The 26,108-nt window shown below is 57.2% G+C and carries 25 protein-coding genes; 12 read left to right on the top strand and 13 right to left on the bottom strand.

Annotation, left to right across the window (positions count from 1 at the left end; translation table 11 throughout):
- Nucleotides 1-51: 51 nt before the first annotated feature.
- Entirely contained in the window at nt 52-627 is a 576-nt protein-coding gene (nfuA, locus tag ACMWJS_RS16380) for a Fe-S biogenesis protein NfuA (protein ID WP_008503055.1), read from the bottom strand.
- Between the two features lie 61 nt (nt 628-688).
- Nucleotides 689-1,372, bottom strand: a complete 684-nt coding sequence (gene gntX, locus ACMWJS_RS16375) for a DNA utilization protein GntX (RefSeq protein WP_262802597.1) — start codon at nt 1,370-1,372, stop codon at nt 689-691.
- A gap of 36 nt (nt 1,373-1,408) precedes the next feature.
- On the opposite strand from gntX, the gene bioH reads away from it, so the two are divergent.
- The gene (gene bioH / locus ACMWJS_RS16370; protein WP_111967804.1) at nt 1,409-2,182 is read left to right on the top strand and encodes a pimeloyl-ACP methyl ester esterase BioH; all 774 of its coding nucleotides are present in this window, start codon (nt 1,409-1,411) and stop codon (nt 2,180-2,182) included.
- A 111-nt stretch (nt 2,183-2,293) separates the two neighbouring features.
- On the top strand, nt 2,294-2,563 hold the full coding sequence (locus ACMWJS_RS16365) for a YdgH/BhsA/McbA-like domain containing protein (RefSeq protein ID WP_048226350.1): 270 nt from the start codon (nt 2,294-2,296) through the stop codon (nt 2,561-2,563).
- A 33-nt stretch (nt 2,564-2,596) separates the two neighbouring features.
- On the opposite strand, the gene feoC is transcribed toward ACMWJS_RS16365, so the two are convergent.
- From feoC to greB, 5 genes are all read right to left on the bottom strand, one after another.
- Nucleotides 2,597-2,833 carry a [Fe-S]-dependent transcriptional repressor FeoC gene (feoC, locus tag ACMWJS_RS16360; protein ID WP_023309498.1) on the bottom strand — a complete coding sequence of 79 codons (237 nt, stop codon included), beginning with the start codon at nt 2,831-2,833 and terminating at the stop codon, nt 2,597-2,599.
- Between the two features lie 12 nt (nt 2,834-2,845).
- Complete coding sequence (feoB, locus tag ACMWJS_RS16355; protein ID WP_414747311.1) at nt 2,846-5,164, bottom strand: Fe(2+) transporter permease subunit FeoB; 2,319 nt, start codon at nt 5,162-5,164, stop codon at nt 2,846-2,848.
- 30 nt (nt 5,165-5,194) lie between these two features.
- A complete protein-coding gene (gene feoA, locus ACMWJS_RS16350; RefSeq protein ID WP_008503050.1) occupies nt 5,195-5,422 on the bottom strand; it encodes a ferrous iron transporter A in 228 nt (75 codons plus the stop codon).
- A 319-nt stretch (nt 5,423-5,741) separates the two neighbouring features.
- Nucleotides 5,742-8,072, bottom strand: a complete 2,331-nt coding sequence (locus ACMWJS_RS16345; protein WP_414747310.1) for a Tex family protein — start codon at nt 8,070-8,072, stop codon at nt 5,742-5,744.
- A gap of 88 nt (nt 8,073-8,160) precedes the next feature.
- On the bottom strand, nt 8,161-8,634 hold the full coding sequence (gene greB / locus ACMWJS_RS16340; protein WP_008503048.1) for a transcription elongation factor GreB: 474 nt from the start codon (nt 8,632-8,634) through the stop codon (nt 8,161-8,163).
- 228 nt (nt 8,635-8,862) lie between these two features.
- Between greB and ompR the strand changes: the two genes are divergently transcribed.
- The gene (ompR, locus tag ACMWJS_RS16335; protein WP_001157751.1) at nt 8,863-9,582 is read left to right on the top strand and encodes a two-component system response regulator OmpR; all 720 of its coding nucleotides are present in this window, start codon (nt 8,863-8,865) and stop codon (nt 9,580-9,582) included.
- Complete coding sequence (gene envZ / locus ACMWJS_RS16330; RefSeq protein WP_008503047.1) at nt 9,579-10,925, top strand: two-component system sensor histidine kinase EnvZ; 1,347 nt, start codon at nt 9,579-9,581, stop codon at nt 10,923-10,925. The genes ompR and envZ overlap by 4 nt, the downstream gene beginning before the upstream one ends.
- A 66-nt stretch (nt 10,926-10,991) precedes the next feature.
- Here envZ and pckA read toward each other — a convergent pair whose 3' ends face one another.
- The 5 genes from pckA to ACMWJS_RS16305 form a co-directional block, all read right to left on the bottom strand.
- Nucleotides 10,992-12,611: a phosphoenolpyruvate carboxykinase (ATP) gene (gene pckA, locus ACMWJS_RS16325; RefSeq protein WP_021242192.1), complete on the bottom strand. Its 1,620-nt coding sequence runs from the start codon at nt 12,609-12,611 to the stop codon at nt 10,992-10,994.
- Between the two features lie 360 nt (nt 12,612-12,971).
- A complete protein-coding gene (gene hslO / locus ACMWJS_RS16320) occupies nt 12,972-13,850 on the bottom strand; it encodes an Hsp33 family molecular chaperone HslO (protein ID WP_023309492.1) in 879 nt (292 codons plus the stop codon).
- Between the two features lie 24 nt (nt 13,851-13,874).
- Nucleotides 13,875-14,276: a ribosome-associated heat shock protein Hsp15 gene (hslR, locus tag ACMWJS_RS16315; RefSeq protein ID WP_414747309.1), complete on the bottom strand. Its 402-nt coding sequence runs from the start codon at nt 14,274-14,276 to the stop codon at nt 13,875-13,877.
- Nucleotides 14,273-14,956: a GMP/IMP nucleotidase gene (gene yrfG, locus ACMWJS_RS16310; RefSeq protein WP_048027692.1), complete on the bottom strand. Its 684-nt coding sequence runs from the start codon at nt 14,954-14,956 to the stop codon at nt 14,273-14,275. Before yrfG ends, hslR begins: the two co-directional genes overlap by 4 nt.
- A 66-nt stretch (nt 14,957-15,022) precedes the next feature.
- On the bottom strand, nt 15,023-17,158 hold the full coding sequence (locus ACMWJS_RS16305) for an intracellular growth attenuator family protein (protein WP_045909339.1): 2,136 nt from the start codon (nt 17,156-17,158) through the stop codon (nt 15,023-15,025).
- 324 nt (nt 17,159-17,482) lie between these two features.
- Here ACMWJS_RS16305 and nudE point away from each other — a divergent pair, with 324 nt between their 5' ends.
- Nucleotides 17,483-18,043, top strand: a complete 561-nt coding sequence (nudE, locus tag ACMWJS_RS16300) for an ADP compounds hydrolase NudE (RefSeq protein ID WP_008503041.1) — start codon at nt 17,483-17,485, stop codon at nt 18,041-18,043.
- An 80-nt stretch (nt 18,044-18,123) separates the two neighbouring features.
- Here nudE and mrcA read toward each other — a convergent pair whose 3' ends face one another.
- The gene (gene mrcA / locus ACMWJS_RS16295; protein ID WP_196365617.1) at nt 18,124-20,676 is read right to left on the bottom strand and encodes a peptidoglycan glycosyltransferase/peptidoglycan DD-transpeptidase MrcA; all 2,553 of its coding nucleotides are present in this window, start codon (nt 20,674-20,676) and stop codon (nt 18,124-18,126) included.
- Nucleotides 20,677-20,796: 120 nt separating this feature from the next.
- Between mrcA and pilM the strand changes: the two genes are divergently transcribed.
- The 7 genes from pilM (at nt 20,797) to aroB (ending at nt 26,021) form a co-directional block, all read left to right on the top strand.
- Nucleotides 20,797-21,573, top strand: a complete 777-nt coding sequence (gene pilM / locus ACMWJS_RS16290) for a pilus assembly protein PilM (RefSeq protein WP_414747308.1) — start codon at nt 20,797-20,799, stop codon at nt 21,571-21,573.
- A complete protein-coding gene (locus ACMWJS_RS16285) occupies nt 21,570-22,064 on the top strand; it encodes a PilN domain-containing protein (protein ID WP_262790591.1) in 495 nt (164 codons plus the stop codon). The genes pilM and ACMWJS_RS16285 overlap by 4 nt, the downstream gene beginning before the upstream one ends.
- A 3-nt stretch (nt 22,065-22,067) precedes the next feature.
- Nucleotides 22,068-22,523, top strand: a complete 456-nt coding sequence (locus ACMWJS_RS16280; protein WP_414747307.1) for a HofO — start codon at nt 22,068-22,070, stop codon at nt 22,521-22,523.
- Nucleotides 22,513-22,917: a HofP DNA utilization family protein gene (locus ACMWJS_RS16275; protein ID WP_414747306.1), complete on the top strand. Its 405-nt coding sequence runs from the start codon at nt 22,513-22,515 to the stop codon at nt 22,915-22,917. The genes ACMWJS_RS16280 and ACMWJS_RS16275 overlap by 11 nt, the downstream gene beginning before the upstream one ends.
- Nucleotides 22,829-24,067: a DNA uptake porin HofQ gene (hofQ, locus tag ACMWJS_RS16270; RefSeq protein ID WP_126534876.1), complete on the top strand. Its 1,239-nt coding sequence runs from the start codon at nt 22,829-22,831 to the stop codon at nt 24,065-24,067. Before ACMWJS_RS16275 ends, hofQ begins: the two co-directional genes overlap by 89 nt.
- Nucleotides 24,068-24,353: 286 nt before the next feature.
- The gene (aroK, locus tag ACMWJS_RS16265; protein ID WP_003861630.1) at nt 24,354-24,875 is read left to right on the top strand and encodes a shikimate kinase AroK; all 522 of its coding nucleotides are present in this window, start codon (nt 24,354-24,356) and stop codon (nt 24,873-24,875) included.
- Nucleotides 24,876-24,932: 57 nt separating this feature from the next.
- A complete protein-coding gene (gene aroB / locus ACMWJS_RS16260; RefSeq protein WP_414747305.1) occupies nt 24,933-26,021 on the top strand; it encodes a 3-dehydroquinate synthase in 1,089 nt (362 codons plus the stop codon).
- The last annotated feature ends 87 nt before the right edge of the window (nt 26,022-26,108 follow it).

Here is a 26,108-nt window from a genome sequence, read left to right as displayed (position 1 = left end):
TTGTAGGCCCGGTAAGCGTCGCGCCACCGGGCAATACAGACGGGCACTGAATCAGTAGTAGGAGTGCTCGCCGCGCTGGTGTTCGGTCAGGTCACGCACGCCTTTCAGTTCCGGGAACTCGTTCAGCAGCTGCTTCTCGATCCCTTCTTTCAGGGTGACATCGACCATTGAACAACCGTTACAACCGCCGCCAAACTGCAGAATGGCAAAACCTTCGTCGGTGATTTCCATCAGGGAAACACGGCCGCCGTGGCCAGCCAGCTGTGGGTTGATCTGGGATTGCAGCAGATACTCAACGCGCTCCATCAGCGGGGCATCGTCAGACACTTTACGCATTTTCGCGTTCGGCGCTTTCAGGGTCAGCTGAGAACCCAGCTGATCGGTGACGAAGTCGATCTCCGCATCTTCAAGATACGGTGCGCTCAGCTCATCAACATAGGCGGTGAGCTGTTCAAATTTAAGGGCAGTGTCGGTGGCTTCCACAGCGTCCGGAGGACAATAAGAAACACCACATTCTGCATTCGGAGTGCCTGGATTAATCACAAACACGCGGATCTGCGTCCCTTCTTCCTGATTTGCCAGCAGTTTGGCAAAGTGCGCTTGTGCAGAATCGGAAATACGGATCATAGCTTTGGCCTAATAGTTGACTAAATTACCTGGGTATAATCATACGCCCATTGAAGAAGGGCTACAAGGTACGGCACAGACACCATACCTGAACCGACGCGGCGCCGCTTTGCAAAAGCAGTCGGGAAAGTTCAGCAACGGTACTGCCTGTGGTGACGACATCATCCACAATCGCGATATGGAGACCGTCGACCGGCAATTCAAGGCGAAAGGCATTTTTGAGGTTTCTTTTGCGAAGCCGGGCGCTGAGCTGATGCTGGATGGCGGTGGCATGAACACGTGTCAGCGCGCGGGCATCATACTGACAGCCAAGCCACCGGGCAAGGGGACGGCAGATCAGGTCACTCTGGTTATAACCCCGCCGCCAGTGCCGACGTCGGTACAGGGGGACATTTACCACCTTGTCGATTTTCGGCAATGCGCGGTGGCGCCGCGCCTGCAAAACCGCCAGCAGTAGCAGTCGGGCAAGGGGCTGAGCCAGCGCACTCTGGCCGGAAAACTTCAGCGCGTGAATCAGCCTGCTCAGCGGCGGAACATAATCATCCACTGCCACCAGCGCACTCCACGGCGGGGATTTTTTCAGGCAGCGGCCGCAGGGCAAAGAGGGATTGGCGGCCGGTAAACCGCATTGTGGACAGGTCCCGATACGCCATTGCAGCGATCGCGTGCAAACGGAGCAGATGCCCCACCCGCTGAGTGCCAGCGGCATTCTGCATAGCCAGCACAACCCAGGTACTGTTAGCATGTGCAACCTCCATGTGAAAAAAGAGAACAGTAACTGATGAAGACGCTGTGGTGGCAGACCGTAGGGACAGGAAATTGCCATCTTGTGCTGCTGCACGGATGGGGCCTGAATGCAGAGATATGGCATTGCATACGTGAGGAACTTGCCTCGCATTTCACGCTGCATCTGGTGGACTTACCCGGCTTTGGCCGCAGCCGCGGTTTTGGGGCCATGTCGCTTGATGAGATGGCACAGCAGGTTCTGGACGCTGCGCCGCAAAACGCTGTCTGGCTGGGCTGGAGCCTGGGCGGGCTGGTGGCAAGCCAGATTGCGCTGTCGCGGCCTGACCGCGTAAAAGCGCTGGTGACGGTGGCGTCGTCGCCCTGTTTTAGCGCGCAGGACGCGTGGCCGGGGATAAAACCCGAGGTACTGGCGGGCTTCCAGCAGCAGCTGAGCGAAGATTTCCAGCGGACCGTAGAGCGGTTCCTCGCCCTGCAGACGATGGGAACTGAAACCGCCCGTAAGGATGCCCGCACGCTGAAGCAAACCGTGCTGTCGCTGCCGATGCCGGAGGTTGAGGTGCTTAATGGCGGTCTTGAGCTGCTGAAAACGGTTGACCTGCGCGCGCCGCTGGCCTCCCTGACGATACCGCATCTGCGTATTTATGGTTACCTTGACGGAATTGTGCCGCGCAAAGTGGCTCCGCTGCTGGATGATCTGTGGCCGAACAGCGAATCGCAGATCATTGCCAAAGCCGCACATGCCCCGTTCATCTCTCATCCGGCGGAGTTTTGTTCAGCGCTCATTGCGTTAAGTCAACGTTTCGACTGATTATTTTCTATCCTGCCTGGAAAAAGTAACACACCGCAACCATACTCCAGATGTCGTTGCGGTTGTTCTGCCTACGATAATCAAAACAACAATCCTATGGAGAGTCAGGCTATGAAACTTGTTACAGGTATTGTCACTTCTCTGGTTATTGGGTCACTGTCATTTGGCGTCTTTGCGGCAAAAGAGCTGGAAAAAGATAAAGTTGCCGGCATGAATCTGACGAAAATTGGTGAGATTACTACGTCTGACACCACTGCGCCGATGGACGCGAGAAAAGAGCTGTCGAAGAAAGCGGATGAGCTGGGCGGAACGTATTACGTCGTCACCAGCGCTGAAAAGCAGACCAAAAACGTACGCGCAACGGCGGACGTCTACAAGTAACACGATAAAGCCGGGCAGCGATGCCCGGCTTTATTAACGCAGTGCCCACCATTCCCTGAGACAGGCCTTTCCTTCCGGACAGCTTTTACAACTGCCGGAGAGACAACCGTCCGGCTCTTCCTGAATCCGCACCGCTTTCCCCATGGCTTCCAGTCTTTCCAGCATGGCATCGATCATCGGCTGCGGCGTATGCAGGCTGAGGCTCAGCTGTTTCGCCTCCATTCGCCCCTGCAGCGCCAGCAGATCACGAACCTGAATCAACGATGCCATGATGTGTGCTCCTTAGTGACAGTCGCCCGCTGGGCTGTTGCAGCAGGTTGCGGCGGTTTTACGGTTTGCCAGCAGGTCGATGTCGACGCGGCTGCGTGCCCGCCGCAGCAGACCGAGAACGACCACGTTGAACAGCACAACCGCAAGAATGCAGACCAGGCTGTAGCGCGGGTGCTGGTTGAAGTTAACGGTTTGATAAAACAGCGTCGCCAGCGAGTAGGCAATGTTTAACCCCCACAGGATGGAGAAACCCATCCAGCCGCGGCTGGACTCGCGGGCAATTGCCCCCATCACGGAGATGCACGGAATATAGAGCAGAACGAAGATAAGATAGCTGTAGGCCGCGGACGCGCTGCCAAATTTCTCGCCCATCACGCCCATGGCACCCGTCGCCATTTCGCCGTCGCCTTTGCTGGCCTCAATCGGGTTCGCCAGCACGCTCAGGCTGAAGGTGTCCTTCAGGCTCTGCCAGGTTTCCTCTACGGCACCCAGCAGCTCATCACCGAGATGAAACTCAGCCGGGTTAAATTCCTGCTCCTGAATGTTCTCGGCGGTGTAGAGCGTATTCAGGGTACCGACAACCACCTCTTTTGCCATCGCGCCGGTAAACAGGCCGACGGTTGCCTGCCAGTTATCCTCATGCACGCCAATCGGTTTGAAGACCGGCGTGATGACGCGGCTGACGGAGGCGAGGGCAGAGTCGTTAATGTTATCCGCTGCCTGTCCACTCAGGGTGAAGCTGTTCAGGGCGCTCAGGAAAACGCTGACGATGACAATCACCTTACCGGCGCGCAGGACGAAGCCTTTCAGGCGCTGCCAGGTCTGGATCGCCAGGCTTTTCAGATGGGGGACGTGGTACACCGGCAGCTCCATCACGAACGGTGACGCCTCACCGCGCATAATGGTGTGCTTGAGCATTAGACCGGTCAGGATCGCCATCACGATGCCCAGGACATACAGCGAGAAGACCGCCAGCGCGCCCTGCTGACCAAAGAAGGCTGCCGCAAAGACCGCAAAGATCGCCAGTCGGGCACCGCAGGACATAAACGGCGCCATCATAATGGTCATCAGACGTTCACGCGGGGCATCCAGCGTGCGCGCGCCCATCACCGACGGCACGTTACAGCCGAAGCCGACGATCAGCGGGACGAAGGATTTACCCGGCAGGCCCAGCGCCTGCATCAGACGATCCATCACGAACGCGGCGCGCGCCATGTAGCCGGAATCTTCCAGGAACGAGAGGAACAGGTACATCATGCCGATCTGCGGCACCAGCGGCAGAACGGTATTGATACCGCCGCCGATCCCCTGCGCGAGGAAGATGGTGAGCCATTCCGGGAAGTGCAGGGTGTAACCTACCCACTGAATGCCGTGGACGAAGACCGCGACGGAACCGGCGTCAAAAATCGGCTGCAGTGCGCCACCGATGTTAATGGCAAGCAGGAACATCACGTACATCACCAGCAGGAAGATGGGCAAACCGAGGAAGCGGTTAAGCACAATCTTATCCACTGCCGCCGTAAAGCGGCTGGGTTCCGCCGTCAGCGCGTTACTGACCACGTCGCAGATCGAGGCGATGGCCTGGTAACGGGCATCGGCGATGTGCAGCGCCGGGTCGTCCAGCTCGTCGCTAAGACGGGCCACCGTCACGTCCAGCTTATCGGCCGCATGCCCGGCGTAAGCGCGGCTGTAGATATCCCCTTCCAGCATCTGCAGGCCAAGCCACAGACGCTGTTTCGCAGGCATAGCGTTATCCATCTCCTGCGCCAGCACGTTGGCTTCACGCAGGAGAGGCTGCGCGTAATGCACCAGTTCAACGTCGCGATTTCCCGCGTGACGGTCAATGGCCAGCTTCAGCGCATCAATACCGCGCGCGCGCGTCGAGACCAGCGGAACGACCGGGCACCCCAGGCGCGCGGAGAGGGCATCGACGTCGATGCGCAGCTTTTGTTTCTCTGCGATATCGAGCATGTTGAGCGCCACGATGCAGGGGATACCCAGCTCCAGCAACTGCAGCGTCAGATAAAGGTTACGCTCGAGGTTTGAGGCGTCGACCACATTGATAAGCAGATCCGCGTCGCCGCCAAGAATATAGTGACAGGCGATTTGCTCATCGAGCGAGGTTTGTGACGAAATGGTGGTTAAGGAGTAGGTGCCGGGAAGGTCAACCAGCGTCACCTGGTTGTCTGTCGTCGTGAACTGGCCCTCTTTACGTTCAACCGTCACGCCCGCCCAGTTGCCCACGCGCTGGCGAGCCCCGGTCAGCTGGTTAAAAAGCGTGGTCTTGCCGGAATTAGGATTGCCAATTAAGCCAATAGTTAACTTTTTCATTTTTTTAGACTCACTGAAACCGCTGGCTTGTTATCGGGATAAGGCTTCGACTTCTATTAACGCGAGGTCTTTTTTACGCAGGACCAGATTCACGCGTCGGGTTTCGATATGAACCGGATCGCCTAACGGCGCCACGCGTACGACCTGGAATGACGAGCCGGGCAGCATGCCCAGCGACAGCAGCTTCTGCCGATAGGCCGGGCTAATTTCGCGGGTAAAACCGGTAATCTTCCATGCACTGTCTGGAGTGAATTGCATAACGCCTGATTCCACGAAAGGTTAAATTATCTACTATGCGATGATAATGAGAATAGTTTTTATCAGCAATATTAAAACTGTGACGGAATGTTGTTTGCGATATTAATTTACGGCCTTTTTGACCTTGCTCAATATTTGCTGAAATGCCGGGAAAACGAAAAGCGGAGTATTTGTTAACGGGGTGATAATTCGCGGTTTAAATATGGCTACACACTATTTATTTTAATTCCCTGCGGCCTGCTTGCCGGGCGGCACTGCGTTTGCCCGGCCTACAAAACCGTAGGCCCGGTAAGCGCAGCGCCACCGGGCATTTATGACCTTAGCGTTTTTTACCCATCGCGGCCGCCAGCGCATCCATCATCGCGCTGTTGCCTGCAGGCTGGGCATCACGTCCACGCGGTTTTGCCGCTTTCGCGGCCGGACGCTGCTGCTCGCGGCCCCCACCGTTGCCGCCGCGGCGCGCGTTGGTGTCACCCGGCTGCTCGTCCAGACGCATGGTGAGCGCGATACGCTTGCGCTGCAGGTCCACTTCCAGCACTTTGACCTTCACGATGTCGCCCGCTTTGACCACGGTGTGCGGGTCTTCAACGAACTTGTCGGCAAGGGATGAGATATGGACCAGGCCATCCTGATGCACGCCGATATCCACGAACGCGCCAAAGTTGGTGACGTTAGTCACCGCACCTTCCAGCACCATGCCTGGCAGCAGGTCGTTCATGGTCTCGATACCGTCAGCAAAGGTCGCGGTTTTGAACTCAGGACGCGGATCGCGGCCCGGTTTTTCCAGCTCTTTGATAATGTCGGTAACGGTTGGCACACCAAATTTGTCGTCGGTGAAATCGACGGCTTTCAGGTTGCGCAGGGCGCTGCTGTCGCCCATGAGATCTTTCAGCGCCTGCTGAGTAGCGGCCAGGATGCGTTCCACCACCGGATACGCTTCCGGGTGAACGGTGGAGGCATCAAGCGGGTTATCGCCGTGGTTGATGCGCAGGAAGCCCGCGCACTGCTCAAACGCTTTTGGCCCCAGACGGCTTACCTTCAGCAACTGCTGACGGTTCTGGAACTGGCCGTTCTCGTCGCGCCAGGCGACGATGTTCTGCGCCATCATGCGGGTTAAGCCCGCCACGCGGGTCAGCAGAGGAACGGAGGCGGTATTCAGGTCAACGCCAACGGCGTTTACGCAGTCTTCCACGACCGCATCCAGCTTGCGCGCCAGCTGAGTCTGGCTCACGTCGTGCTGATACTGGCCCACGCCGATCGATTTCGGATCGATCTTCACCAGTTCCGCCAGCGGATCCTGCAGACGGCGAGCGATCGAGACCGCGCCGCGCAGGGAAACATCCAGGTCCGGGAACTCCTGTGCCGCCAGCTCGGACGCGGAGTAGACGGATGCCCCGGCCTCGCTGACGATCACTTTCTGTGCCGTCACTTTCGGGAACTGCTTCTGCACGTCGAGATAGAAACGCTCGGTTTCGCGGGACGCCGTACCGTTGCCGATGGCGACCAGCTCGACGTTGTATTTTTCGCACAGCGCCGCCACCACGACGGCCGCTTTCGCTGCCTGGCCGGTGTGCGGATAGATGGTGTCGGTGGCGACCAGCTTGCCGGTTCCGTCAACGACAGCGACTTTTACACCGGTACGCAGACCCGGATCGAGACCCATGGTCGCGCGCAGGCCAGCAGGGGCGGCCATCAGCAGGTCGTGCAGGTTGCGGGCGAAGACGTTAATCGCTTCATCTTCAGCACGTTCGCGCACGGTGCCCATCAGCTCGGTTTCGAGGTGCATCAGCACCTTGATGCGCCAGGTCCAGCTCACCACGCCTTTACGCCAGCTATCAGCCGGGGCGTTGTTCAGGCGCAGGCCGAGATGGTCGATGATGATCTGCTCGCAGTGGCTCTCTTTCGGCGGCTCGTCAAACTGCGGGTCGGCGTTCAGGGAGAGCTGCAGCACGCCTTCGTTGCGGCCGCGGAACATTGCCAGCGCGCGGTGGGAAGGGGTGGTGGAAATCGGTTCGTGGTGATCGAAGTAGTCGCGGAATTTCGCGCCTTCTTCCTCTTTACCCGCGACGACGGTAGAGACGATGTGGGCGTTCTTCCACAGGTAATCACGCACTTTGGCGAGCAGGGCAGCGTCTTCGGCGAAGCGCTCCATCAGAATATAGCGCGCGCCGTCGAGGGCAGCCTTGGTGTCCGCTACGCCTGTGTCGGCGTCGATGAATTTCGCCGCTTCGGTATCCGGATCGTGGGACGGTTCGTTCCACAGCAGGTCGGCCAGCGGCTCAAGACCCGCTTCAATCGCAATCTGTCCGCGCGTGCGGCGCTTCGGTTTGTACGGAAGATAGAGGTCTTCGAGTTCGGTTTTGCTCAGGGTGCCATTGATGGCGCTTTCCAGTTCGCTGGTCAGCTTGCCCTGTTCGCCGATGGACTTGAGGATCGCCTGACGACGTTCTTCCAGTTCGCGCAGATAACCGAGACGGGTTTCCAGGTTACGCAGCTGCGTGTCATCCAGACCGCCGGTGACTTCCTTACGATAGCGTGCAATAAACGGCACGGTGTTCCCTTCATCAAGCAGGCGAACGGCAGCTTCTACCTGTTCGGCTCTGGCCTGAAGTTCACCCGCAATAATGCGGCAGAGCGAATCTTTCATCATGGCTTTATCATCTGTTGAGTCGAAAAAATCAGGGGATAGTTATACGGGCTGACACGGCAAAATGCCAGCCGGGGAGGGCGCTCTCGGACTATTTTACGTAGACGATCTCATTAACGTACCAGCTGGCTTCACCGGCTGGGGTCTGCACGACGGCCAGATCGCCCACTTCCTTTTTCAGCAGCGCGCGGGCCATCGGCGAGTCGATGGAGATGTAATCCTTACGACCAAAAATTTCATCGTAGCCGACAATGCGAAAGCGCAGGGTGTCACCGTCGTCGTTTTCAATCTCCACCCATGCGCCGAAGAACACTTTGCCCTCCTGCTGCGGGGAGTAATCGACAATTTTTAGATTTTCGAGGCATTTCGTCAGATAGCGTACCCGGCGGTCAATTTCGCGCAGCCGCTTCTTGTTGTACTGGTAGTCAGCGTTTTCGCTGCGATCGCCCAGGCTCGCGGCCCAGGTCACCTTTTTGGTCACCTCAGGACGCTCTTCGCGCCAGAGGAAATCCATCTCTTTTTTGAGTTTCTCGTACCCTTCGCGGGTGATCAGGGGCGTTTTCATGGTGCTGCCTTTGCTGCCGGTTCTCTGTTTTGCGCACAATACGTACCACACAGTGTAACAGACAGGATTAATAATGATTTATGTGATGAAATGAACAGATAAGCTGCTGTTAAATATGCTTTGTAACAATTTCGACTAGAATTTATACCAGAATTAACTGGTCGAATACGTGCACTTTTTTAGAATACGCTGTTACAAAGACTATCCGAACCTTTGGGAGTACACACAATGCAAGAAAACTACAAAATTCTGGTCGTGGATGACGACATGCGCCTGCGTGCGCTGCTGGAACGTTATCTGACCGAGCAGGGCTTCCAGGTTCGTAGCGTCGCGAACGCTGAGCAGATGGACCGTCTGCTGACCCGTGAATCTTTCCATTTGATGGTTCTCGACCTGATGCTGCCTGGCGAAGATGGACTTTCTATCTGCCGCCGTCTGCGCAGCCAGAGCAATCCGATGCCGATCATCATGGTGACGGCGAAGGGCGAAGAAGTTGACCGTATCGTGGGCCTCGAAATCGGCGCCGACGACTATATTCCAAAACCGTTTAACCCGCGTGAACTGCTGGCACGTATTCGCGCCGTGCTGCGTCGTCAGGCGAACGAACTGCCGGGCGCGCCGTCGCAGGAAGAAGCCGTTATTGCCTTCGGCAAATTCAAGCTGAACCTTGGCACGCGCGAAATGTTCCGTGAAGACGAGCCAATGCCGCTCACCAGCGGCGAGTTTGCGGTCCTGAAAGCGCTGGTCAGCCACCCGCGTGAACCGCTTTCCCGTGACAAGCTGATGAACCTGGCGCGCGGTCGCGAATACTCCGCAATGGAACGCTCTATCGACGTGCAGATCTCCCGCCTGCGCCGCATGGTGGAAGAAGATCCGGCGCATCCTCGTTATATTCAGACCGTATGGGGTCTGGGCTACGTGTTCGTCCCGGACGGCTCTAAAGCATGAGGCGAATGCGCTTCTCGCCGCGAAGCTCGTTTGCCCGCACCCTGTTACTGATCGTCACCCTGCTGTTCGTCAGCTTGGTGACGACCTACCTGGTGGTGTTGAACTTTGCGATCCTGCCGAGCCTCCAGCAGTTCAATAAGGTCCTGGCCTACGAAGTGCGTATGCTGATGACCGATAAGCTGCAACTGGAGGATGGCACGCAGCTCGTCGTTCCCCCGGCATTTCGTCGTGAAATCTACCGTGAACTGGGCATCTCGCTCTACTCGAATGAAGCAGCGGAAGACGCGGGCCTGCGCTGGGCGCAGCACTATGAATTCCTCAGCCAGCAGATGGCGCAACAGCTGGGTGGCCCGACGGAAGTGCGCGTTGAGGTCAACAAAAGCTCGCCCGTCGTCTGGCTGAAAACCTGGCTGTCACCCAACATCTGGGTGCGCGTCCCGCTGACCGAAATTCATCAGGGCGATTTCTCGCCGCTGTTCCGCTATACCCTGGCGATCATGCTGCTGGCGATAGGCGGGGCCTGGCTGTTTATCCGTATACAGAACCGACCGCTGGTCGACCTGGAGCACGCTGCGCTGCAGGTCGGTAAAGGCATTATTCCTCCTCCGCTGCGCGAGTATGGCGCCTCGGAAGTCCGCTCGGTGACGCGTGCGTTTAACCATATGGCGGCAGGCGTGAAGCAGCTGGCGGATGACCGTACGCTGCTGATGGCGGGCGTGAGCCATGACCTGCGCACCCCCCTGACGCGTATCCGTCTGGCGACGGAGATGATGGGAGAAGAGGACGGTTATCTCGCCGAGTCCATCAACAAGGATATCGAAGAGTGCAACGCCATCATCGAGCAGTTCATCGACTACCTGCGCACCGGTCAGGAGATGCCGATGGAGATGGCGGATCTGAACGCGGTGCTGGGCGAAGTGGTGGCAGCGGAAAGCGGCTACGAGCGCGAGATTGATACCGACCTTCAGGCGGGCGAGATCCAGGTACGCATGCACCCGCTCTCCATTAAGCGCGCGGTGGCCAACATGGTGGTTAACGCGGCGCGCTACGGCAACGGCTGGATTAAGGTCAGCAGCGGCTCTGAGCTCAACCGCGCCTGGTTCCAGGTGGAAGACGACGGTCCGGGCATCAAGCCCGAGCAGCGTAAGCATCTGTTCCAGCCGTTTGTGCGCGGCGACAGCGCGCGCAGCACCAGCGGTACGGGCTTAGGCCTGGCGATTGTGCAGCGTATTGTGGATAACCATAACGGGTTGCTGGAGATTGGTACCAGCGAGCGGGGTGGGTTGAGCATTCGCGCCTGGTTGCCGGTTCCGGTGACGCGGGGGCAGGTGAAAGAGAGTTGAAAAAAGGGTGGCACGAGCCACCCTTTTTTGCATGTCGGGTAAGGCGAAGCCGCCACCCGACATGGACTACAGTTTTGGACCCGCACTCACCAGCGCAGCACCCGCCGGGGTATCGGTGTACTTCTCGAAGTTCTCGATAAACAGCTTCGCCAGCGATTCCGCTTTCTCACGCCACTGCTCCGGCGAACCGTACGTATTGCGCGGGTCGAGGATATGCGTATCCACACCCGGCAGCGATGTTGGGATCGCCAGGTCAAACATCGGCAGCGTGAAGGTTTCGGCGTCGTCCAGAGAACCATCCAGAATGGCGTCGATAATGGCGCGGGTATCTTTGATGGAGATACGTTTGCCGGTGCCGTTCCAGCCGGTGTTCACCAGGTATGCCTGCGCGCCGGATGCCTGCATGCGTTTCACCAGCACTTCAGCATACTGCGTCGGGTGCAGCGACAGGAAGGCTGCGCCGAAGCAGGCGGAGAAGGTTGGGGTTGGCTCCGTTACACCGCGCTCGGTACCCGCCAGCTTGGCGGTGAAACCGGAGAGGAAGTGGTACTGCGTCTGGCTGGCCGTCAGGCGAGACACCGGAGGCAGTACGCCGAACGCATCCGCCGTCAGGAAAATAACCTTCGTGGCATGACCCGCTTTAGACACCGGCTTCACGATATTGTCGATGTGGTAGATCGGATAAGAGACGCGGGTGTTTTCCGTTTTCGACGCATCGTCGAAGTCAATGGAGCCGTCGGCACGCACGGTGACGTTTTCCAGCAGCGCATCGCGACGGATCGCGTGGAAGATATCCGGCTCGGCCTCTTCAGACAGGCGAATGGTCTTCGCGTAGCAGCCGCCTTCAAAGTTGAATACGCCGTCGTCATCCCAGCCGTGTTCGTCATCACCAATCAGACGACGTTTTGGATCGGTAGACAGGGTGGTTTTCCCGGTGCCGGAAAGGCCGAAGAAGACCGCCACGTCGCCTTTTTCACCGACGTTAGCCGAGCAGTGCATAGAGGCGATGCCCCGCAGCGGCAGCAGGTAGTTCATGACCGAGAACATCCCTTTCTTCATTTCGCCGCCGTACCAGGTACCGCCGATCAGCTGGATACGCTCGGTCAGGTTGAAGGCAACAAAGTTTTCGGAGTTCAGACCCTGCTCTTTCCACTGTGGGTTGGTGCATTTCGCGCCGTTCATCACGATGAAATCAGGGGTGAAGTCCTGCAGCTCTTCGTCTGTTGGACGAATGAACATGTTTTTCACGAAATGCGCCTGCCAGGCCACTTCGGTGATAAAACGTACGGAGAGACGGGTATCGGCGTTAGCGCCGCAGAAAGCGTCGACAATAAACAAACGCTTGCCGGAAAGTTGATGGGTGACGAGCCCTTTCAGGTGCTGCCAGGTTTCCGGAGAGAGCGGTTTGTTGTCGTTCTTCCCTTTGCCCTTGTCAGCCCACCACAGCGTATCGCGGGTGGTTTCGTCTCGGACGATATACTTATCTTTCGGCGAACGACCGGTAAAGATACCGGTATCGACGGCGATAGCACCAAGATTCGTCAACACACCGCGCTCGTATCCTTCCAGTGCTGGATTGAGCTCTTCCTGATACAGCGTATCGTAGTCGGGGTTGTAGACGACTTCCTGGACGTCGTGAATACCATAAGCCTTGAGATCTTGCGGGGTTAAACCAGTAACACGCATATCACTGCTCCTTAGCCAATATGTACTGCCTGAAATTGTAGGGTTTTTCTGAGGTTGTTTACCGCGACGGGGCTCATAGATTCACGCATCTGGACAAAACCCTTACTAACGGAAAACGCTGCGACTCCAGTCACAGCGCAGGCGGATTATCGCAGGAATCGCTTTTTGGTTGGGGAAAATGTTCCGAAAAGGTTAAAGGCTGGTGATTTTATCGGAAAGAATGTGAATGTAATCGCATACACGTAAGAAAATTACGTAAGAGTTACATTGGGAAAACGATTCAGCTTGGGTGGAGTTTTTTGCCCCTCAGCCCAGCCCTCTCCCCTTTGGGGAGAAGGTTAAGGTGAGGGGAAGAGAGGTTTAGTGAACCTGCGGATCCGCTGGGGAGGCGTTATTGCGGATCTCAGCGATATCCATCGAATTGAACACATAGTGCGTACCGCAGTAGTCACAGTGCATATCAATTTCGCCGTCTTCCGCCATGATGCTGTCGATCTCTTCATCCGGCAGGGTTTTCAGTGCGCCAGCGCAGCGCTCGCGGGAGCAGGTGCACTTAAACTCCACAGACTGCGGGTCGTAGACGGTCACTTCTTCTTCGTGGTACAGACGCCACAGCACGTCGGTCGCCGACAGGTTGAACAGCTCTTCCGCTTTGATGGTTTCGGTCAGCGTCGCCAGGTGCTCAAAATCATTGGTCTGCGCGTCCTGCGCAGGCAGAACCTGCAGCAGCATCCCGCCCGCAGCAGGCTGGCCGTCCACTTCACCGGTGCGGATGAACAGGCGCGTCGGCAACTGTTCAGAACGCATGAAGTAATCTTCCAGGCAGGCTGCGAGGGTATCGCCTTCCAGACCCACCACGCCCTGATAGCGCTCACCTTCCTCTGGGGAGATGGTGATCACCAGGTAGCCATTACCCACCAGCGTTTTGAGGTCAGCATTCTCAGGCACGTCGCCCTGAACGCGCGCCACGCCGCGCATCTGCTGCTGGTTATTGCCGTTGATGACCGCCAGCGTCATCGGGCCGTCACCCTGCAGCTGCACGGTGATATCACCGGCAAATTTCAGCGTCGCCGTCAGCAGGCTGGTGGCAACCAGCAGTTCGCCCAACAGGGTCTTCACCGGCAGCGGGTAGTTGTGGTTTTCCAGAATCTGTTTCCAGGTTTCGGATACGGTGACCAGCTCGCCGCGCACGGCGAATTGTTCAAACAGATAGCGGTGTAATTGGTCGTGTTGGGCCATAATAGTCTCTCGTGCAGGTGAGGGTTACTCGGTCTCACCGTGTTTAAATTTCATCAGATCGCGGCGCTCTTTTTTGTCCGGTCGCCGGTCCGGGTGGGGCATGGTCAGCGCATTCATTTTGCGCGCCAGCGCGGTCTTCTCGCGCTTTTTTATGCTTTCCGCCGTCTCTTCATAAAGCAGTACGGCTTCGGCTGCCGGCCGTCGTTGTTCGGTAATGGCTTTAATCACTACCGTACGTTCATCGTTGCCCTGACGCAGCGTTAAGGTGGCATTCAGCTCAACCAGCTTGCTTGGTTTGCTGCGCTGGCCGTTGTAATGCACTTTTCCGCCGTCAATCATCTCGCGGGCAAGGGCGCGCGTCTTATAAAAACGCGCCGCCCACAGCCATTTATCCAGTCTTACCCCGTCAGAGGGTTTTTCTTTCATGGCCTCTCCTTCACGGTCAGTGAGGGGATCATCTGGCGATAGTCGTTCAGTCCCGGATGGCGCAGATAGCTTTTTTCAGCCAGGCCAGAGTCAGGATTGGTGACGCCCAGACAATAGCGAATGCCAAACTTAGCCGCGGAATCCAGAATGGGTTCGCTGTCATCAATGAACAGCGTGCGTTCCGGCTGCAAACCCGTCTCTTCCTTCACCGCATGCCACAACCGCTGATCCTCTTTCGGATAACCAAATGTGTGGGTGGAAAGTAATAAATCAAGGTGTGATGCCAGACCCGTATGCTCCAGCTTCACGGCCAGGTTATGGGGATGCGCGTTGGTCAGCAAAATGCGGCGCTTGCCGCTTGCTTTCAGCGCGTCCAGGAACGGAACCGTATCCTCGCGCAGCACGGCGCGTGGACCCTGGGCGGTGGTCATGGCACAAATATCCAGACCGAGGCGCTCGCTCCAGTAGTCAAGACAGTACCAGTTTAGCGTATGTTGCACGGCACTATATTGCGAACGAATGAATGCCTGCGCTTCTGCCGGGGAGATCCCCTGCTGCTCGCCATAGGTTTCTGGAACCAGCGTTTGCCAGAAATAGTTATCAAAGGCGAGATCGAGCAGCGTGCCGTCCATATCCAGCAGAACGGTATCAACCTCCTGCCAGGCGATATCAAGATGCATAAGGGGAACTCCAGCCAGAAGAAACGTGCGCGACAGGGTAGCACATCTTGTCGCGCAACGACGTTATCAGATCAGGCTCTCAGAGGAGGGGATCAGCTTAGGATTGAGGCAGTTTTCGTAATATTGCTGGATCTCGGCAAGCCGGGTGCGCGAGCGCTGGTAGCGGCGCAGGGCCATAAAGCCGTTCCAGAAAATGGCGATCAGCATTGCGGTCATCAGCAGAGAGGTGCCGATGTAACGCCATAGCCCTGCGCTATCCGGCATCCGGTGCAGGCCGATATGGCGAGTACCGTTGGCGTCGGTGTAGAGGCTTGTGACGATCCCTTCGGCACTGAACGGCGTTTGCATCAGCATCTGCGCCAGGCGCTGGAATTGGCTCCACTGCTCCTGCGCCGGGTAGTCGTAAAGCGCAACCTGCGGGTAAGGCTGATCGACCAGGTCGCTGCCCTCATCGCTGACAATCACAAACCCGCCCGGTGCCGGGCTGTTCAGCGCTTGAGCCGCTCGGGTGGTCTCGCGCATCATGAACGGCGACGTGGAGGTGGCGACCAGGTTATCCAGCGATTCAGCGCTCACCGGACGCAGCAGCACGTTGACGCCATCCAGCCGTCCCGCTTCGGCGCGTTTCACCAGCGAGTCCCAGTCTTTACTGTTCCCCAGGTTTACCAGGGCATTTTTAAGACGTATGCACTCATCCTGCGAAGAACAGAGATCCTGCGTTTTCAGAACGATGTCACCAAAATCATCCAGCAGAACCATGCCTGACTTTTGAATGGCCGAGCGCAGCGCGGGGCTGACGCGCGAATCATCGTCCGGTTTCGGGTGCAGCTGGCGGTTAACCGTCTGGGTAAGGGCCGTGGCTTTATTCACCACTTCGGATTCCGGCAGCGGCAGCGGCGGTGCGTCGTTCCAGATAATTTGCGAGCAATCGAACGGCATGAACGGTGAGTTCTGGCGCGTGTTCCACGCCCCCGGCGTGTGAATATTACACATCCCGGTTCCCTTCAGGCGCAGCGTGTCTCCCACGCGGACACCGGCTTCATCCAGCTTGTTGACGCTGGTCGCTTCAATGGTTTGCGCCCCTTTGATCCACGACAGGGTGAATTTGATGGGCATATCCAGCGGCACGAAAAGCAGCAGCATGACTAAGACCAGCGCCGCGCCTCCGGCAATGACCGTGCTGCGAAGCCAGTGCTGAAGCGGGAAATTTTTCACTTCATCATGCAGGGATAAGAAGCGCCCCTGACGCACAACGTGGCGGTCAAGGTAGATATCAATATCGGTTTTCTGGCCCAGGTCCTGCGCAATCCACGGTTGCCAGTGGCGCGGGTAGATCAGGTCAATAATTCCGAGCGAAATATTGTTGAGATGTTCCTGATCGTTTTCACCGAACAGACCCCAGCGCTTTGGCGTACCGCGCAGGCAGTGGATCTCGCGCAACGAGGTTTTGGCCGGTGGAGCAAAGAGCCCCCACAGTCCGCCCGCCAGCAGCAGCACCGCACCGCCCGCCAGCCAGGGGACAAACACATCCGGCGTCAGCAGGCAGATAAAAAAGAGCAGGAAAGCGGCGACGATCAGCAGAGCTTCACGAATGCCGTCCGGGCGGCTCAGGGCGTATTCTTCATGGGTTTCCTGGCGAATGTTCAGCAGTTCGATCTGCTCTGTCTCTTCGCCACGAATGGAGGCCTGCGTTGAACTGGCGCGTTCCAGCGCAAAACGTGGGGCTTCCTGAAGATATTCATTCAGCGTGTGGCCGTTAAGCGAGATAACCAGAGGCAACGAATCGGTGTGAATCAGCTCAACGCTGTTTTCGTCATTAATGTATTGCTCCCATGACGGAGGCAGATGCACTTCGACGGAATCCAGGTAATAGCGCCATTTGTTGGGGTCATCAGTGGTAATGCCGTAGCGCGTGATGGAACGCGTCACGCAGAGCACGGTGTCGCTTTGCGCATTAAGCTTTAGCGCGACGGGCGCAGTGGTGGCTCCCGTTGGCCCAGGCGTGAGCTGAGAACGGTTCAGGATTTCGAGATAGTTTTCAACTGCATCGCGCTCTTCTTGCGTGAGTTTACGCGTGGTCGCGCCCGCAAATGCATTTAAAAAGGGCAGACGATAACGTCGCTGTACGCGACGCCTGTACAACCACCCTGCAACCAATGCGCCGGCCAGCATAGCAGCGAGAACAATCAAAATGGTGCTCATGCTTTCCCCATCTTACTTATCTTCTTACAGGTGTAGTCAGTAGCACCTTTACATTGAATGAGTGTCTGTGGTTGGCTATCGGCAAGTATGGAGTCGAACTTGAGCATTCTGAAGCGCATCCCAGTGACCGGTGATGATAGCAAAGCCTGTTATGGCGCGATATCAGCAAATTCCTGGAAACATTTCAACCTCTTGACATTTGTTTTGAATTGAGGATTGATCCCAAATACGTTGCATAAATGTAAATAAAGAACAATTGACATTGCCGAAACCGTGCGGCGTATCGCACAATAACCCCAGTTCTCACTGCTAAGACCCATCAAGATGAGCAAACCACTACAAAAACCCACCATTCTGAATGTTGAAACTGTCGCCAAATCGCGCCTGTTTAATGTCGAAAGTGTGGATCTGGAGTTCAGCAACGGTGTGCGTCGCGTTTATGAACGTATGCGCCCCTCGTCGCGCGAAGCGGTGATGATTGTGCCGATTGTCGACGATCATCTGATTTTGATCCGCGAATACGCGGTGGGAACGGAATCTTACGAGCTTGGGTTCTCGAAAGGGCTCATCGACCCGGGTGAAACCGTCTTTGAAGCGGCCAACCGCGAGCTGAAAGAAGAGGTGGGCTTCGGGGCGAATGAGCTTTCATTCCTGAAAAAACTGAGCATGGCGCCGTCCTATTTTTCCAGCAAAATGAATATCGTGGTGGCGGAAGATCTCTATCCTGAATCGCTGGAAGGGGATGAGCCGGAGCCGCTGCCGCAGGTTCGCTGGCCGCTGGCGCACCTGATGGATCTGCTGGAAGACCCTGACTTTAATGAGGCTCGCAACGTGAGCGCACTGTTCCTGGTACGGGAGTGGTTGAAGGGGCAGGGGCGACTGTAGGCCATAAAAAAAGCCGGGTGGCGGCTTCGCCTTACCCGGCTTACGATGCTTTGCCCGGTTTTTACCGGGCATTTTTATTTTTAGAACAGCTCGTGCGTTTCGCCGTTATCGATGATCTCTGTACCCACCTCGTGCACCGCCTGTGTGGTTGGCTGCGTGCCCTCAATGAAATACTCTTCGCGACTGTTACCGCCGTTGGCGAGCTGGCCCGTGCTGCGGTCGATATTGACCGTCACCACGCCCGGCGGTGGCGTCAGCGGCTGCTCCGGCACGCCTTCAAGAACGGACTTCATGTAGGCGTCCCAGGCCGGTTGCGCGCTCTTCGCACCGCCTTCGTAGCCGGAAATCTGATCTTTAATCGCGCCGGATGCCGTGGTACGCCCTAAATCGCGGCGGTGATCGTCGAAGCCGATCCAGACCGAGGTCACCACGCCGGGACCGTAACCGGAGAACCACGCGTCTTTCGAGCTGTTGGTTGTCCCCGTTTTACCGCCGATATCATGGCGCTGCAGATCGCGCCCTGCGCGCCAGCCGGTACCCTGCCAGCCTGGCTCACCGAAGATATTGGTGTTCAGCGCACTCTTGATCAGGAACGACAGCGGCGTGTTGATCACATGCGGGGCGTACTCCTGCGCGCCGGTCTGCGCGACCAGCGCCTGGTTCGCCTGCTCGAGCTGCGGCTGCGGCACCACGCCGCTCTGCTGCTCCTGCGACACGGCAGGGTCTTCCATGTCCTTATTCTCAAGCACCTCGGATTTCGGCGTATTGCCATAAATGACCGGAATATCGCAGTCAGGGCAGGCAATTTTCGGCTTCGCCTCGAACAGCACGCCGCCCTGATCGTTCTCGATCTTGCTGATGAAGTACGGGTCAATCAGGAAGCCGCCGTTGGCCATCACCGAGTATCCGCGCGCGACCTGAAGCGGCGTAAAGGAGGCTGAGCCTAACGCCAGCGACTCGGTGCGAACGATGTTCTGCGCCGGGAAACCGAAGCGCTGCAGATACTCTGCGGCATAGTCGACGCCCATCGCGCGCATGGCACGCACCATCACCACGTTTTTCGACTGTCCCAGACCCTGACGAAGGCGAATCGGGCCGGCATACTCCGCAGGGGAGTTCTTCGGCTGCCAGTCGGAACCCGCACCCGCATCCCAGCGGGAGATCGGCACGTCGTTGAGGATGCTGGCGAGGGTCAGCCCCTTATCCATCGCGGCCGTGTAGAGGAACGGTTTGATATTGGAACCGACCTGACGCAGCGCCTGGGTGGCGCGGTTAAATTTGCTCTGGTTGAAATCGAACCCGCCGACCAGGGCCAGTACAGCGCCGTTCTGCGGATTGATAGAAACCAGGGCCGAGTTGACGTCCGGCACCTGCGCCAGCCACCAGGATTCGCCGACCTTGCGCACCCAGATTTGCTGCCCGGTCTGTACCGCATCGGTCACTTTACGCGGCGTGGCGCCCTGCAGGGTATCCGAGCGGTACGGACGCGCCCAACGGATACCGTCCATGCGCAGGGAGACGGACGTACCGTCCGCGAGCGTTGCAACGGCTTCCTGAGGATCGGCCTGCGTCACCACCGCAGGAAGGAGCGGACCGTAGGTAGGCAGCGCTCTCAGCGTACTGGTGATTTTTTTGCTGTCCCACGCGCTTTCGCCCACCTTCCAGAGCACGTTTGACGGGCCGCGATAGCCGTGACGCATATCGTAGTCCATCACGTTGTTGCGTACCGCTTCCTGCGCCGCCTGCTGCACTTTACGGGTGACGGTGGTGTACACGCGATAGCCATCTTCATAGGCCTTGTCGCCATAGCGATTCACCATCTCCTGGCGAACCATTTCGGTCAGGTAAGGTGCTGAGAAGGCGATCTCCGGGGCGTGGTAGTTAGCGTCAATGACGTCGTTGCGCGCCTGGTCATACTCGCTCTGGCTGATATAGCCTTCGCTCAGCATACGTGACAGAACGACGTTACGACGGGCAGTGGCGCGGTCGAGCGAGTAGAGCGGGTTAAACGTGGACGGCGCTTTTGGCAAACCGGCGATGGTGGCCATTTCGCTTAGGGTGAGCTGCTCAACAGGCTTACCGAAGTACACCTGCGCGGCCGCCCCCACGCCATAGGCACGGTAGCCCAGGTAGATTTTATTGAGGTACAGCTCAAGGATCTCGTCTTTGCTCAACAGCTGCTCAATACGGATCGCAAGGAACACCTCTTTGATCTTACGGGTCAGCGTCTTTTCAGGGCTGAGGAAGAAGTTACGCGCCAGCTGCTGCGTAATGGTGCTCGCCCCCTGAGAGGCGTGACCTGAGAACAGCGCAATGCTCGCGGCACGGAAAATCCCCACCGGATCGACACCGTGGTGCTCGTAAAAACGGCTGTCCTCCGTGGCGATAAAGGCTTTCACCATCACGGGGGGGATTTGGTTTAAGGTCAACGGAATACGACGCTTCTCGCCATACTGCGCCATGAGCTCGCCATCGGCGCTATAGACCTGCATCGGGATCTGGAGTCGCACATCGCGAAGCGTGGCGACATCAGGTAGCTGTGGCTCAATATATTTGTACAAACCGTAAATCGAGCCTGCTCCCAGCAGAATGCAACAGACTGCAAGGATGAATAAATACTTTACGAACTTCACCGGAGATTTCCCATTTGGTTTCACTTGGGCAGTTTCTAAACAATCGCGCGGTAGTATAAAGGCAAGCCTGATTCATTGATATAGCCGTCAGGGCGACGGGCGATAAGGAGATCGTGAAGCATGGCCTTCAAAACATGGCAAACGGGCGTTCATATTCAACAGGATAGGGTGCTGATCGTGGCGCTGGCCCGGGAGAAGTCCGGCTGGCGCCTGCGGCGCTGGTGGGTAATCCCACTGGCCAAAGACATCATTCGTGACGGCAAAATTTGTCAGCCAGAACAGCTGGTTGATGCGTTACGCGACTGGCGAAAAACGCTGCCGCACGCCCATCGGGTGTTCCTCTCTTTTCCGGCAGCACGCACCCTGCAGCGCTCACTTCCCCGTCCAACCGTTGCGCTGCGCGACAGCGAGCAGCTCTCATGGCTTGGCGCCGCGCTCGCCCGCGAACTGGAGATGTCTGTCGATACGCTCTGTTTCGATTACGCGCAGGATACTTTCAGCAATACCTTTCACGTGACGGCCGCACAAAACAAGGAGGTCGACACCCTTCTGGCGCTGGCGAAAACGCTGCGTTTGCGGCTGGTGACCATTACCCCGGATGCCAGCGCGCTGACGAATCTTCTTCCTGCGCTGGCACCGGCGCAGTGCGTCGCCTGGCGGGACGATCGGCAGTGGCTCTGGGCGATGCGCCACCAGTGGGGACGCCGCTTAACTACCGAAGCAGAAAACGTGGCCGAACTGGCGGCGCTGCTGGCTCTGGGGCCAAATGACATCGCGCTGTTTGATCGCCAACGTGACCCGTGGGAAATCCTGGCGCGCTGTCATGCTCCGCTGCCGGAATGCGGCGCTGATTATACCGTTGCGCTGGCGTTGGCCATGAGCGAGGTGCCCGAATGAGCATCCTGAACTTTCTGCCCTGGCGACAGCAGCGGCGTACGCGATGCCTGCGTTTCTGGGGCGCAATGTGTGTCGGCACAGTGCTGTTGCTGTTCGTGGTCTTTTTCTGTCTGCGGATGAACCAGCTCGTGAGGCTGCATGCGCTGCAAACGGATCTGACGGGAATGCAGTCCGTGCAGCACGCGCTTGTCGCCCGTCAAAGACTGACCGCACAGGCGCAAATGCCCGTGCAGACCCTGCAACGACGCGCATGGCAACCGGTGCTGGAATCCCTTTCCAGCGCCATTCCGGCACAGGTCTGGCTGACAGAGCTGCGCTATCAGCCGCCTGCGCTGATATTGACCGGTTATGCCCTCACCCTGCCGGCCCTCTCTGCCCTGCGCGATGGGCTGGGACAACTCGCGGGCTTTACGTCCGGGACGGCGGGTGAGCTTCGGCAGGATAGCCGGGGGCACTGGCTGTTTACGCTGCATCTCAAAAGCGAGGAGTAAGGCGTGAATACCCTGGTAGAACGCTGGTGCGAAAGCCGTCCCCGGCATCGGGTACTCTGCTGGTGCCTGGGGAGTCTCCTGGCAGGACTGGTCGCGTGGGGGGCGTTGCTCAGACCGGTAGACAAGCAGTGTGCTGAACAACAACGCCAGCTGATTGAAGATGTGAGGACGAACGCGGCGTTATGGCCTGCCGTCAGAAAGATGCCGTTTCGTCCGGACGCTGTAAAAGCACGGGCGCTGACGCCGTTCTCCCCGCTCAATTTTCAGGGCGATGAGACGACGCTGGTTCACTGGAAGCCGCTGCAAAATGGAGGGGAGCTGGCGCTGGATGCGGAGTGGCAGGCCATTCCGGAGCTTTTTTCCCGGCTGGCACAGCAGGATGTGCAGATCGCGGCTTTCACGATTTCGCCACAAGGTTCGGCGTTACGCCTGCAGCTGGAGCTGGAACATGCGGAATAGCGCGCGATTTTTGCTGGTTTGCTCAGTGCTGCTATTAACCGGTATGCGCGATCCGTTTCGTCCCCCGGACGATCCTTGCGCCATTGGCGAGCTGGCGCAGTGGCACTTTCGCGGCATGGTGGAAGGGCAGGAGACTATCGGCATTTTACAGGATGGGCAAAAGCGCTGGTACCGGCTGAAAACGCATGAGCGCTTCCCGTCAGGCTGGAGGATAACAGCCATCAATGCAGCGGAGCTGGCAGTTGATGTGGGTGACACCTGTGACTCGGGAAAATGGACGTGGCAACGAGAAGGAACGGACAAAAATGAATTTACGGATAATGCTGTGGCTGCTGGCGTTCAGCCATCCCCTGTGGGCCGCCGAGCCAAAACCGGTCACGCTGGTGGTGGATGACGTTCCTGTGGTTCAGGTGTTACAGGCCCTGGTCGCACAGGAGAACCGTAATCTGGTGGTATCGCCTGATGTCAGCGGCACGCTTTCGCTAAACCTGACGCGCGTCCCCTGGCGGCAGGCGTTACGGACGGTTGTCACCAGTGCCGGACTCGTCTTGCGCGAGGAAGGCGGCATTTTTTATGTGCATACCGCGGCCTGGCAGCGTGAGCAGCGGGAGCGTTCAGAGCAGGAACAGGCGCGTCGACAGCTTGATGCCCCGCTGGTCACTCAGGGCATTCCCTTTTCCTATGCCGACGCCGGGGAGCTGCAAAAAGCCGCGGAAAAACTCCTGAGCCCAAAGGGGAGTTTGTCTGTCGACACGCGTACCAACCGTCTGCTGATCCGCGATAACCAGACGGTGGTGGAAACGCTGCAGCGCTGGGCCGCCCAGATGGATATTCCTATCGAGCAGGTCGAACTGGCGGCGCATATTGTGACCATTAACGAAAAAAGCCTGCGTGAGCTTGGGGTGAAGTGGAATCTCGCCGACGCGACCGACGCGGGCAAGGTTGGACAGCTCACGACGCTGGGCAGCGATCTTTCCGTCGCCAGCGCCACCAGCCACGTGGGTTTTAATATCGGGAGGATCAATGGTCGGCTGCTGGATCTGGAGCTCTCAGCGCTGGAGCAAAAACAGCAGGTCGATATCATCGCCAGCCCGCGGCTGCTGGCCTCGCACGGGCAACCGGCCAGTATCAAGCAGGGCAGCGAAATTCCGTATCAGGTCTCAAGCGGGGAAAGCGGCGCCACCTCCGTTGAGTTTAAAGAGGCGGTACTCGGAATGGAGGTCACACCGGTGGTCTTACCGGGGGGACGCGTGCGCCTGAAACTACACATCAGCGAAAATATGCCGGGACAGGTTCTGCAGCAGGCCGATGGCGAAACGCTGGCTATCGACAAGCAGGAGATAGAAACCCAGGTGGAGGTAAAAAGTGGAGAAACGCTGGCGTTGGGCGGAATTTTTTCCCAGAAGAACAAAACCGGCAGTGACAGCGTACCCGGTCTGGGAAGCATCCCCTGGATTGGGTCGCTTTTTCGTCATGACGGGAAAGACAATGAACGGCGTGAATTAGTGGTGTTTATTACACCACGTCTGGTCGGTATTCGCTGACGGGTAACGATCCCCGCAATGATTTTGCATTCAGTTTGTTGCAGATGTTTGACGTGGGGCATGAATTAGCATACAAGGAGTACCGATTTGAGTTGGACTTACGTCTTATTACCTTATGCGCCCGGCGCGGTGATTTAATCAGTTGCCAAACAAGCCGGAGTATTGAGATAATTTTTAGTCTGACTCTCGCTCTATTGCATATGAGGTTTCAGTTCATGTCCTGCTACGCCGGGTGTCTGCGAAGCGGGGATTACCATTAACGAATAGTCTTAGTAGTACCGATAAAATGGCAGAGAAACGCAATATCTTTCTGGTTGGGCCTATGGGTGCCGGCAAAAGCACTATTGGGCGTCAGTTAGCTCAACAACTCAATATGGAATTTTACGATTCTGATCAAGAGATTGAGAAACGAACCGGAGCTGATGTGGGCTGGGTTTTCGACGTAGAAGGCGAAGAAGGTTTCCGTGACCGAGAAGAAAAAGTGATCAACGAACTCACGGAAAAACAGGGCATCGTACTGGCAACAGGCGGCGGCTCTGTGAAATCTCGCGAAACCCGCAACCGTCTCTCCGCCCGTGGCGTAGTGGTCTATCTTGAGACGACCATTGAGAAACAGCTGGCACGTACGCAGCGCGATAAAAAGCGCCCGCTGCTGCAGGTTGAAACGCCACCACGCGAAGTTCTGGAAGCGTTGGCCGATGAACGCAATCCGCTGTATGAAGAGATTGCTGATGTGACCATTCGTACTGACGACCAGAGCGCTAAAGTGGTTGCAAACCAGATTATTCATATGCTGGAAAGCAACTGATTCTGGCTTTATATACACTCGCCTGCGGGTAAAAGCATTAAAGGTGGATGTCGCGTCATGGAGAGGATTACAGTTACTCTCGGGGAACGTAGTTACCCTATCAGCATCGCGGCTGGTTTGTTTAACGACCCAGCTTCCTTTTTACCACTGAAAGCGGGTGATCAGGCGATGCTGGTCACCAATGAGACGCTGGCTCCGCTTTATCTCGACCGTGTGCGCCACCTGCTTGAGCAGGCGGGCGTAAAAGTCGACAGTGTGATTCTCCCCGATGGCGAGCAGTATAAAAGCCTGACGGTACTGGATACCGTCTTTACCGCATTGCTGCAAAAACCGCATGGTCGCGATACAACACTGCTTGCCCTGGGCGGCGGTGTTGTGGGCGATCTGACCGGCTTTGCGGCCGCAAGCTATCAGCGTGGCGTCCGTTTTATTCAAATCCCAACCACGTTGCTGTCCCAGGTCGACTCCTCTGTCGGTGGCAAAACGGCAGTGAACCATCCGCTCGGTAAAAACATGATTGGCGCGTTCTACCAGCCCGCATCGGTGGTGGTGGATCTCGACTGTCTGAAAACGCTGCCGAAGCGCGAACTGGCTTCGGGTCTGGCGGAAGTGATCAAATACGGCATTATTCTGGACGGCGAGTTCTTTAGCTGGCTTGAAGAGAATATGGATGCGTTGCTGGGTCTCGATGAGGCTAAACTGGCATACTGTATTCGTCGTTGCTGTGAGCTGAAAGCAGAAGTTGTTGCCGCAGACGAGCGTGAAACGGGCTTACGTGCTTTACTGAATCTTGGGCATACGTTTGGTCACGCGATTGAAGCCGAAATGGGCTACGGCAACTGGCTGCACGGTGAAGCCGTCGCGGCCGGCATGGTGATGGCTGCCCGCACCTCTGAACGTCTCGGACAGTTCAAACCGGAAGAGACGGCACGTATCATTGCGCTGCTTGAGCGTGCTGGTTTGCCGGTGACCGGGCCGCAGGAGATGTCGGCGCAAGCGTATTTACCCCACATGATGCGCGATAAAAAAGTATTGGCAGGTGAGATGCGTCTTGTACTCCCGCTTGCAATAGGGAAGAGTGAAGTACGCGGCGGAGTGCCGCACGATGTCGTTCTTGGCGCTATCGCTGACTGTCAGCAGGCGTAACAACTAGAAAGGTCAGGCCACTGTCGCAGGTGGTCGTTTAGCTTCAGGTGAAATGCAAAGTCGTTGGCATAAGCCTTTGAGTGGGGT

Source organism: Enterobacter sp. HK-058-C-ECC (assembly GCF_047531125.1).
GTDB lineage: Bacteria > Pseudomonadota > Gammaproteobacteria > Enterobacterales > Enterobacteriaceae > Enterobacter > Enterobacter quasiroggenkampii.
Note: the sequence above shows the minus strand (reverse complement) of the source record. Positions and strands in the feature narration are given on the sequence as shown.

Bases quoted from the DNA above. Each gene is read 5' to 3' on its own strand.
- nfuA (WP_008503055.1), bottom strand. From the start codon at position 627: ATGATCCGTATTTCCGATTCTGCACAAGCGCACTTTGCCAAACTGCTG.
- gntX (WP_262802597.1), bottom strand. From the start codon at position 1,372: ATGCTAACAGTACCTGGGTTGTGCTGGCTATGCAGAATGCCGCTGGCA.
- bioH (WP_111967804.1), top strand. From the start codon at position 1,409: ATGAAGACGCTGTGGTGGCAGACCGTAGGGACAGGAAATTGCCATCTT.
- ACMWJS_RS16365 (WP_048226350.1), top strand. From the start codon at position 2,294: ATGAAACTTGTTACAGGTATTGTCACTTCTCTGGTTATTGGGTCACTG.
- feoC (WP_023309498.1), bottom strand. From the start codon at position 2,833: ATGGCATCGTTGATTCAGGTTCGTGATCTGCTGGCGCTGCAGGGGCGA.
- feoB (WP_414747311.1), bottom strand. From the start codon at position 5,164: ATGAAAAAGTTAACTATTGGCTTAATTGGCAATCCTAATTCCGGCAAG.
- feoA (WP_008503050.1), bottom strand. From the start codon at position 5,422: ATGCAATTCACTCCAGACAGTGCATGGAAGATTACCGGTTTTACCCGC.
- ACMWJS_RS16345 (WP_414747310.1), bottom strand. From the start codon at position 8,072: ATGATGAAAGATTCGCTCTGCCGCATTATTGCGGGTGAACTTCAGGCC.
- greB (WP_008503048.1), bottom strand. From the start codon at position 8,634: ATGAAAACGCCCCTGATCACCCGCGAAGGGTACGAGAAACTCAAAAAA.
- ompR (WP_001157751.1), top strand. From the start codon at position 8,863: ATGCAAGAAAACTACAAAATTCTGGTCGTGGATGACGACATGCGCCTG.
- envZ (WP_008503047.1), top strand. From the start codon at position 9,579: ATGAGGCGAATGCGCTTCTCGCCGCGAAGCTCGTTTGCCCGCACCCTG.
- pckA (WP_021242192.1), bottom strand. From the start codon at position 12,611: ATGCGTGTTACTGGTTTAACCCCGCAAGATCTCAAGGCTTATGGTATT.
- hslO (WP_023309492.1), bottom strand. From the start codon at position 13,850: ATGGCCCAACACGACCAATTACACCGCTATCTGTTTGAACAATTCGCC.
- hslR (WP_414747309.1), bottom strand. From the start codon at position 14,276: ATGAAAGAAAAACCCTCTGACGGGGTAAGACTGGATAAATGGCTGTGG.
- yrfG (WP_048027692.1), bottom strand. From the start codon at position 14,956: ATGCATCTTGATATCGCCTGGCAGGAGGTTGATACCGTTCTGCTGGAT.
- ACMWJS_RS16305 (WP_045909339.1), bottom strand. From the start codon at position 17,158: ATGAGCACCATTTTGATTGTTCTCGCTGCTATGCTGGCCGGCGCATTG.
- nudE (WP_008503041.1), top strand. From the start codon at position 17,483: ATGAGCAAACCACTACAAAAACCCACCATTCTGAATGTTGAAACTGTC.
- pilM (WP_414747308.1), top strand. From the start codon at position 20,797: ATGGCCTTCAAAACATGGCAAACGGGCGTTCATATTCAACAGGATAGG.
- ACMWJS_RS16285 (WP_262790591.1), top strand. From the start codon at position 21,570: ATGAGCATCCTGAACTTTCTGCCCTGGCGACAGCAGCGGCGTACGCGA.
- ACMWJS_RS16275 (WP_414747306.1), top strand. From the start codon at position 22,513: ATGCGGAATAGCGCGCGATTTTTGCTGGTTTGCTCAGTGCTGCTATTA.
- hofQ (WP_126534876.1), top strand. From the start codon at position 22,829: ATGAATTTACGGATAATGCTGTGGCTGCTGGCGTTCAGCCATCCCCTG.
- aroK (WP_003861630.1), top strand. From the start codon at position 24,354: ATGGCAGAGAAACGCAATATCTTTCTGGTTGGGCCTATGGGTGCCGGC.
- aroB (WP_414747305.1), top strand. From the start codon at position 24,933: ATGGAGAGGATTACAGTTACTCTCGGGGAACGTAGTTACCCTATCAGC.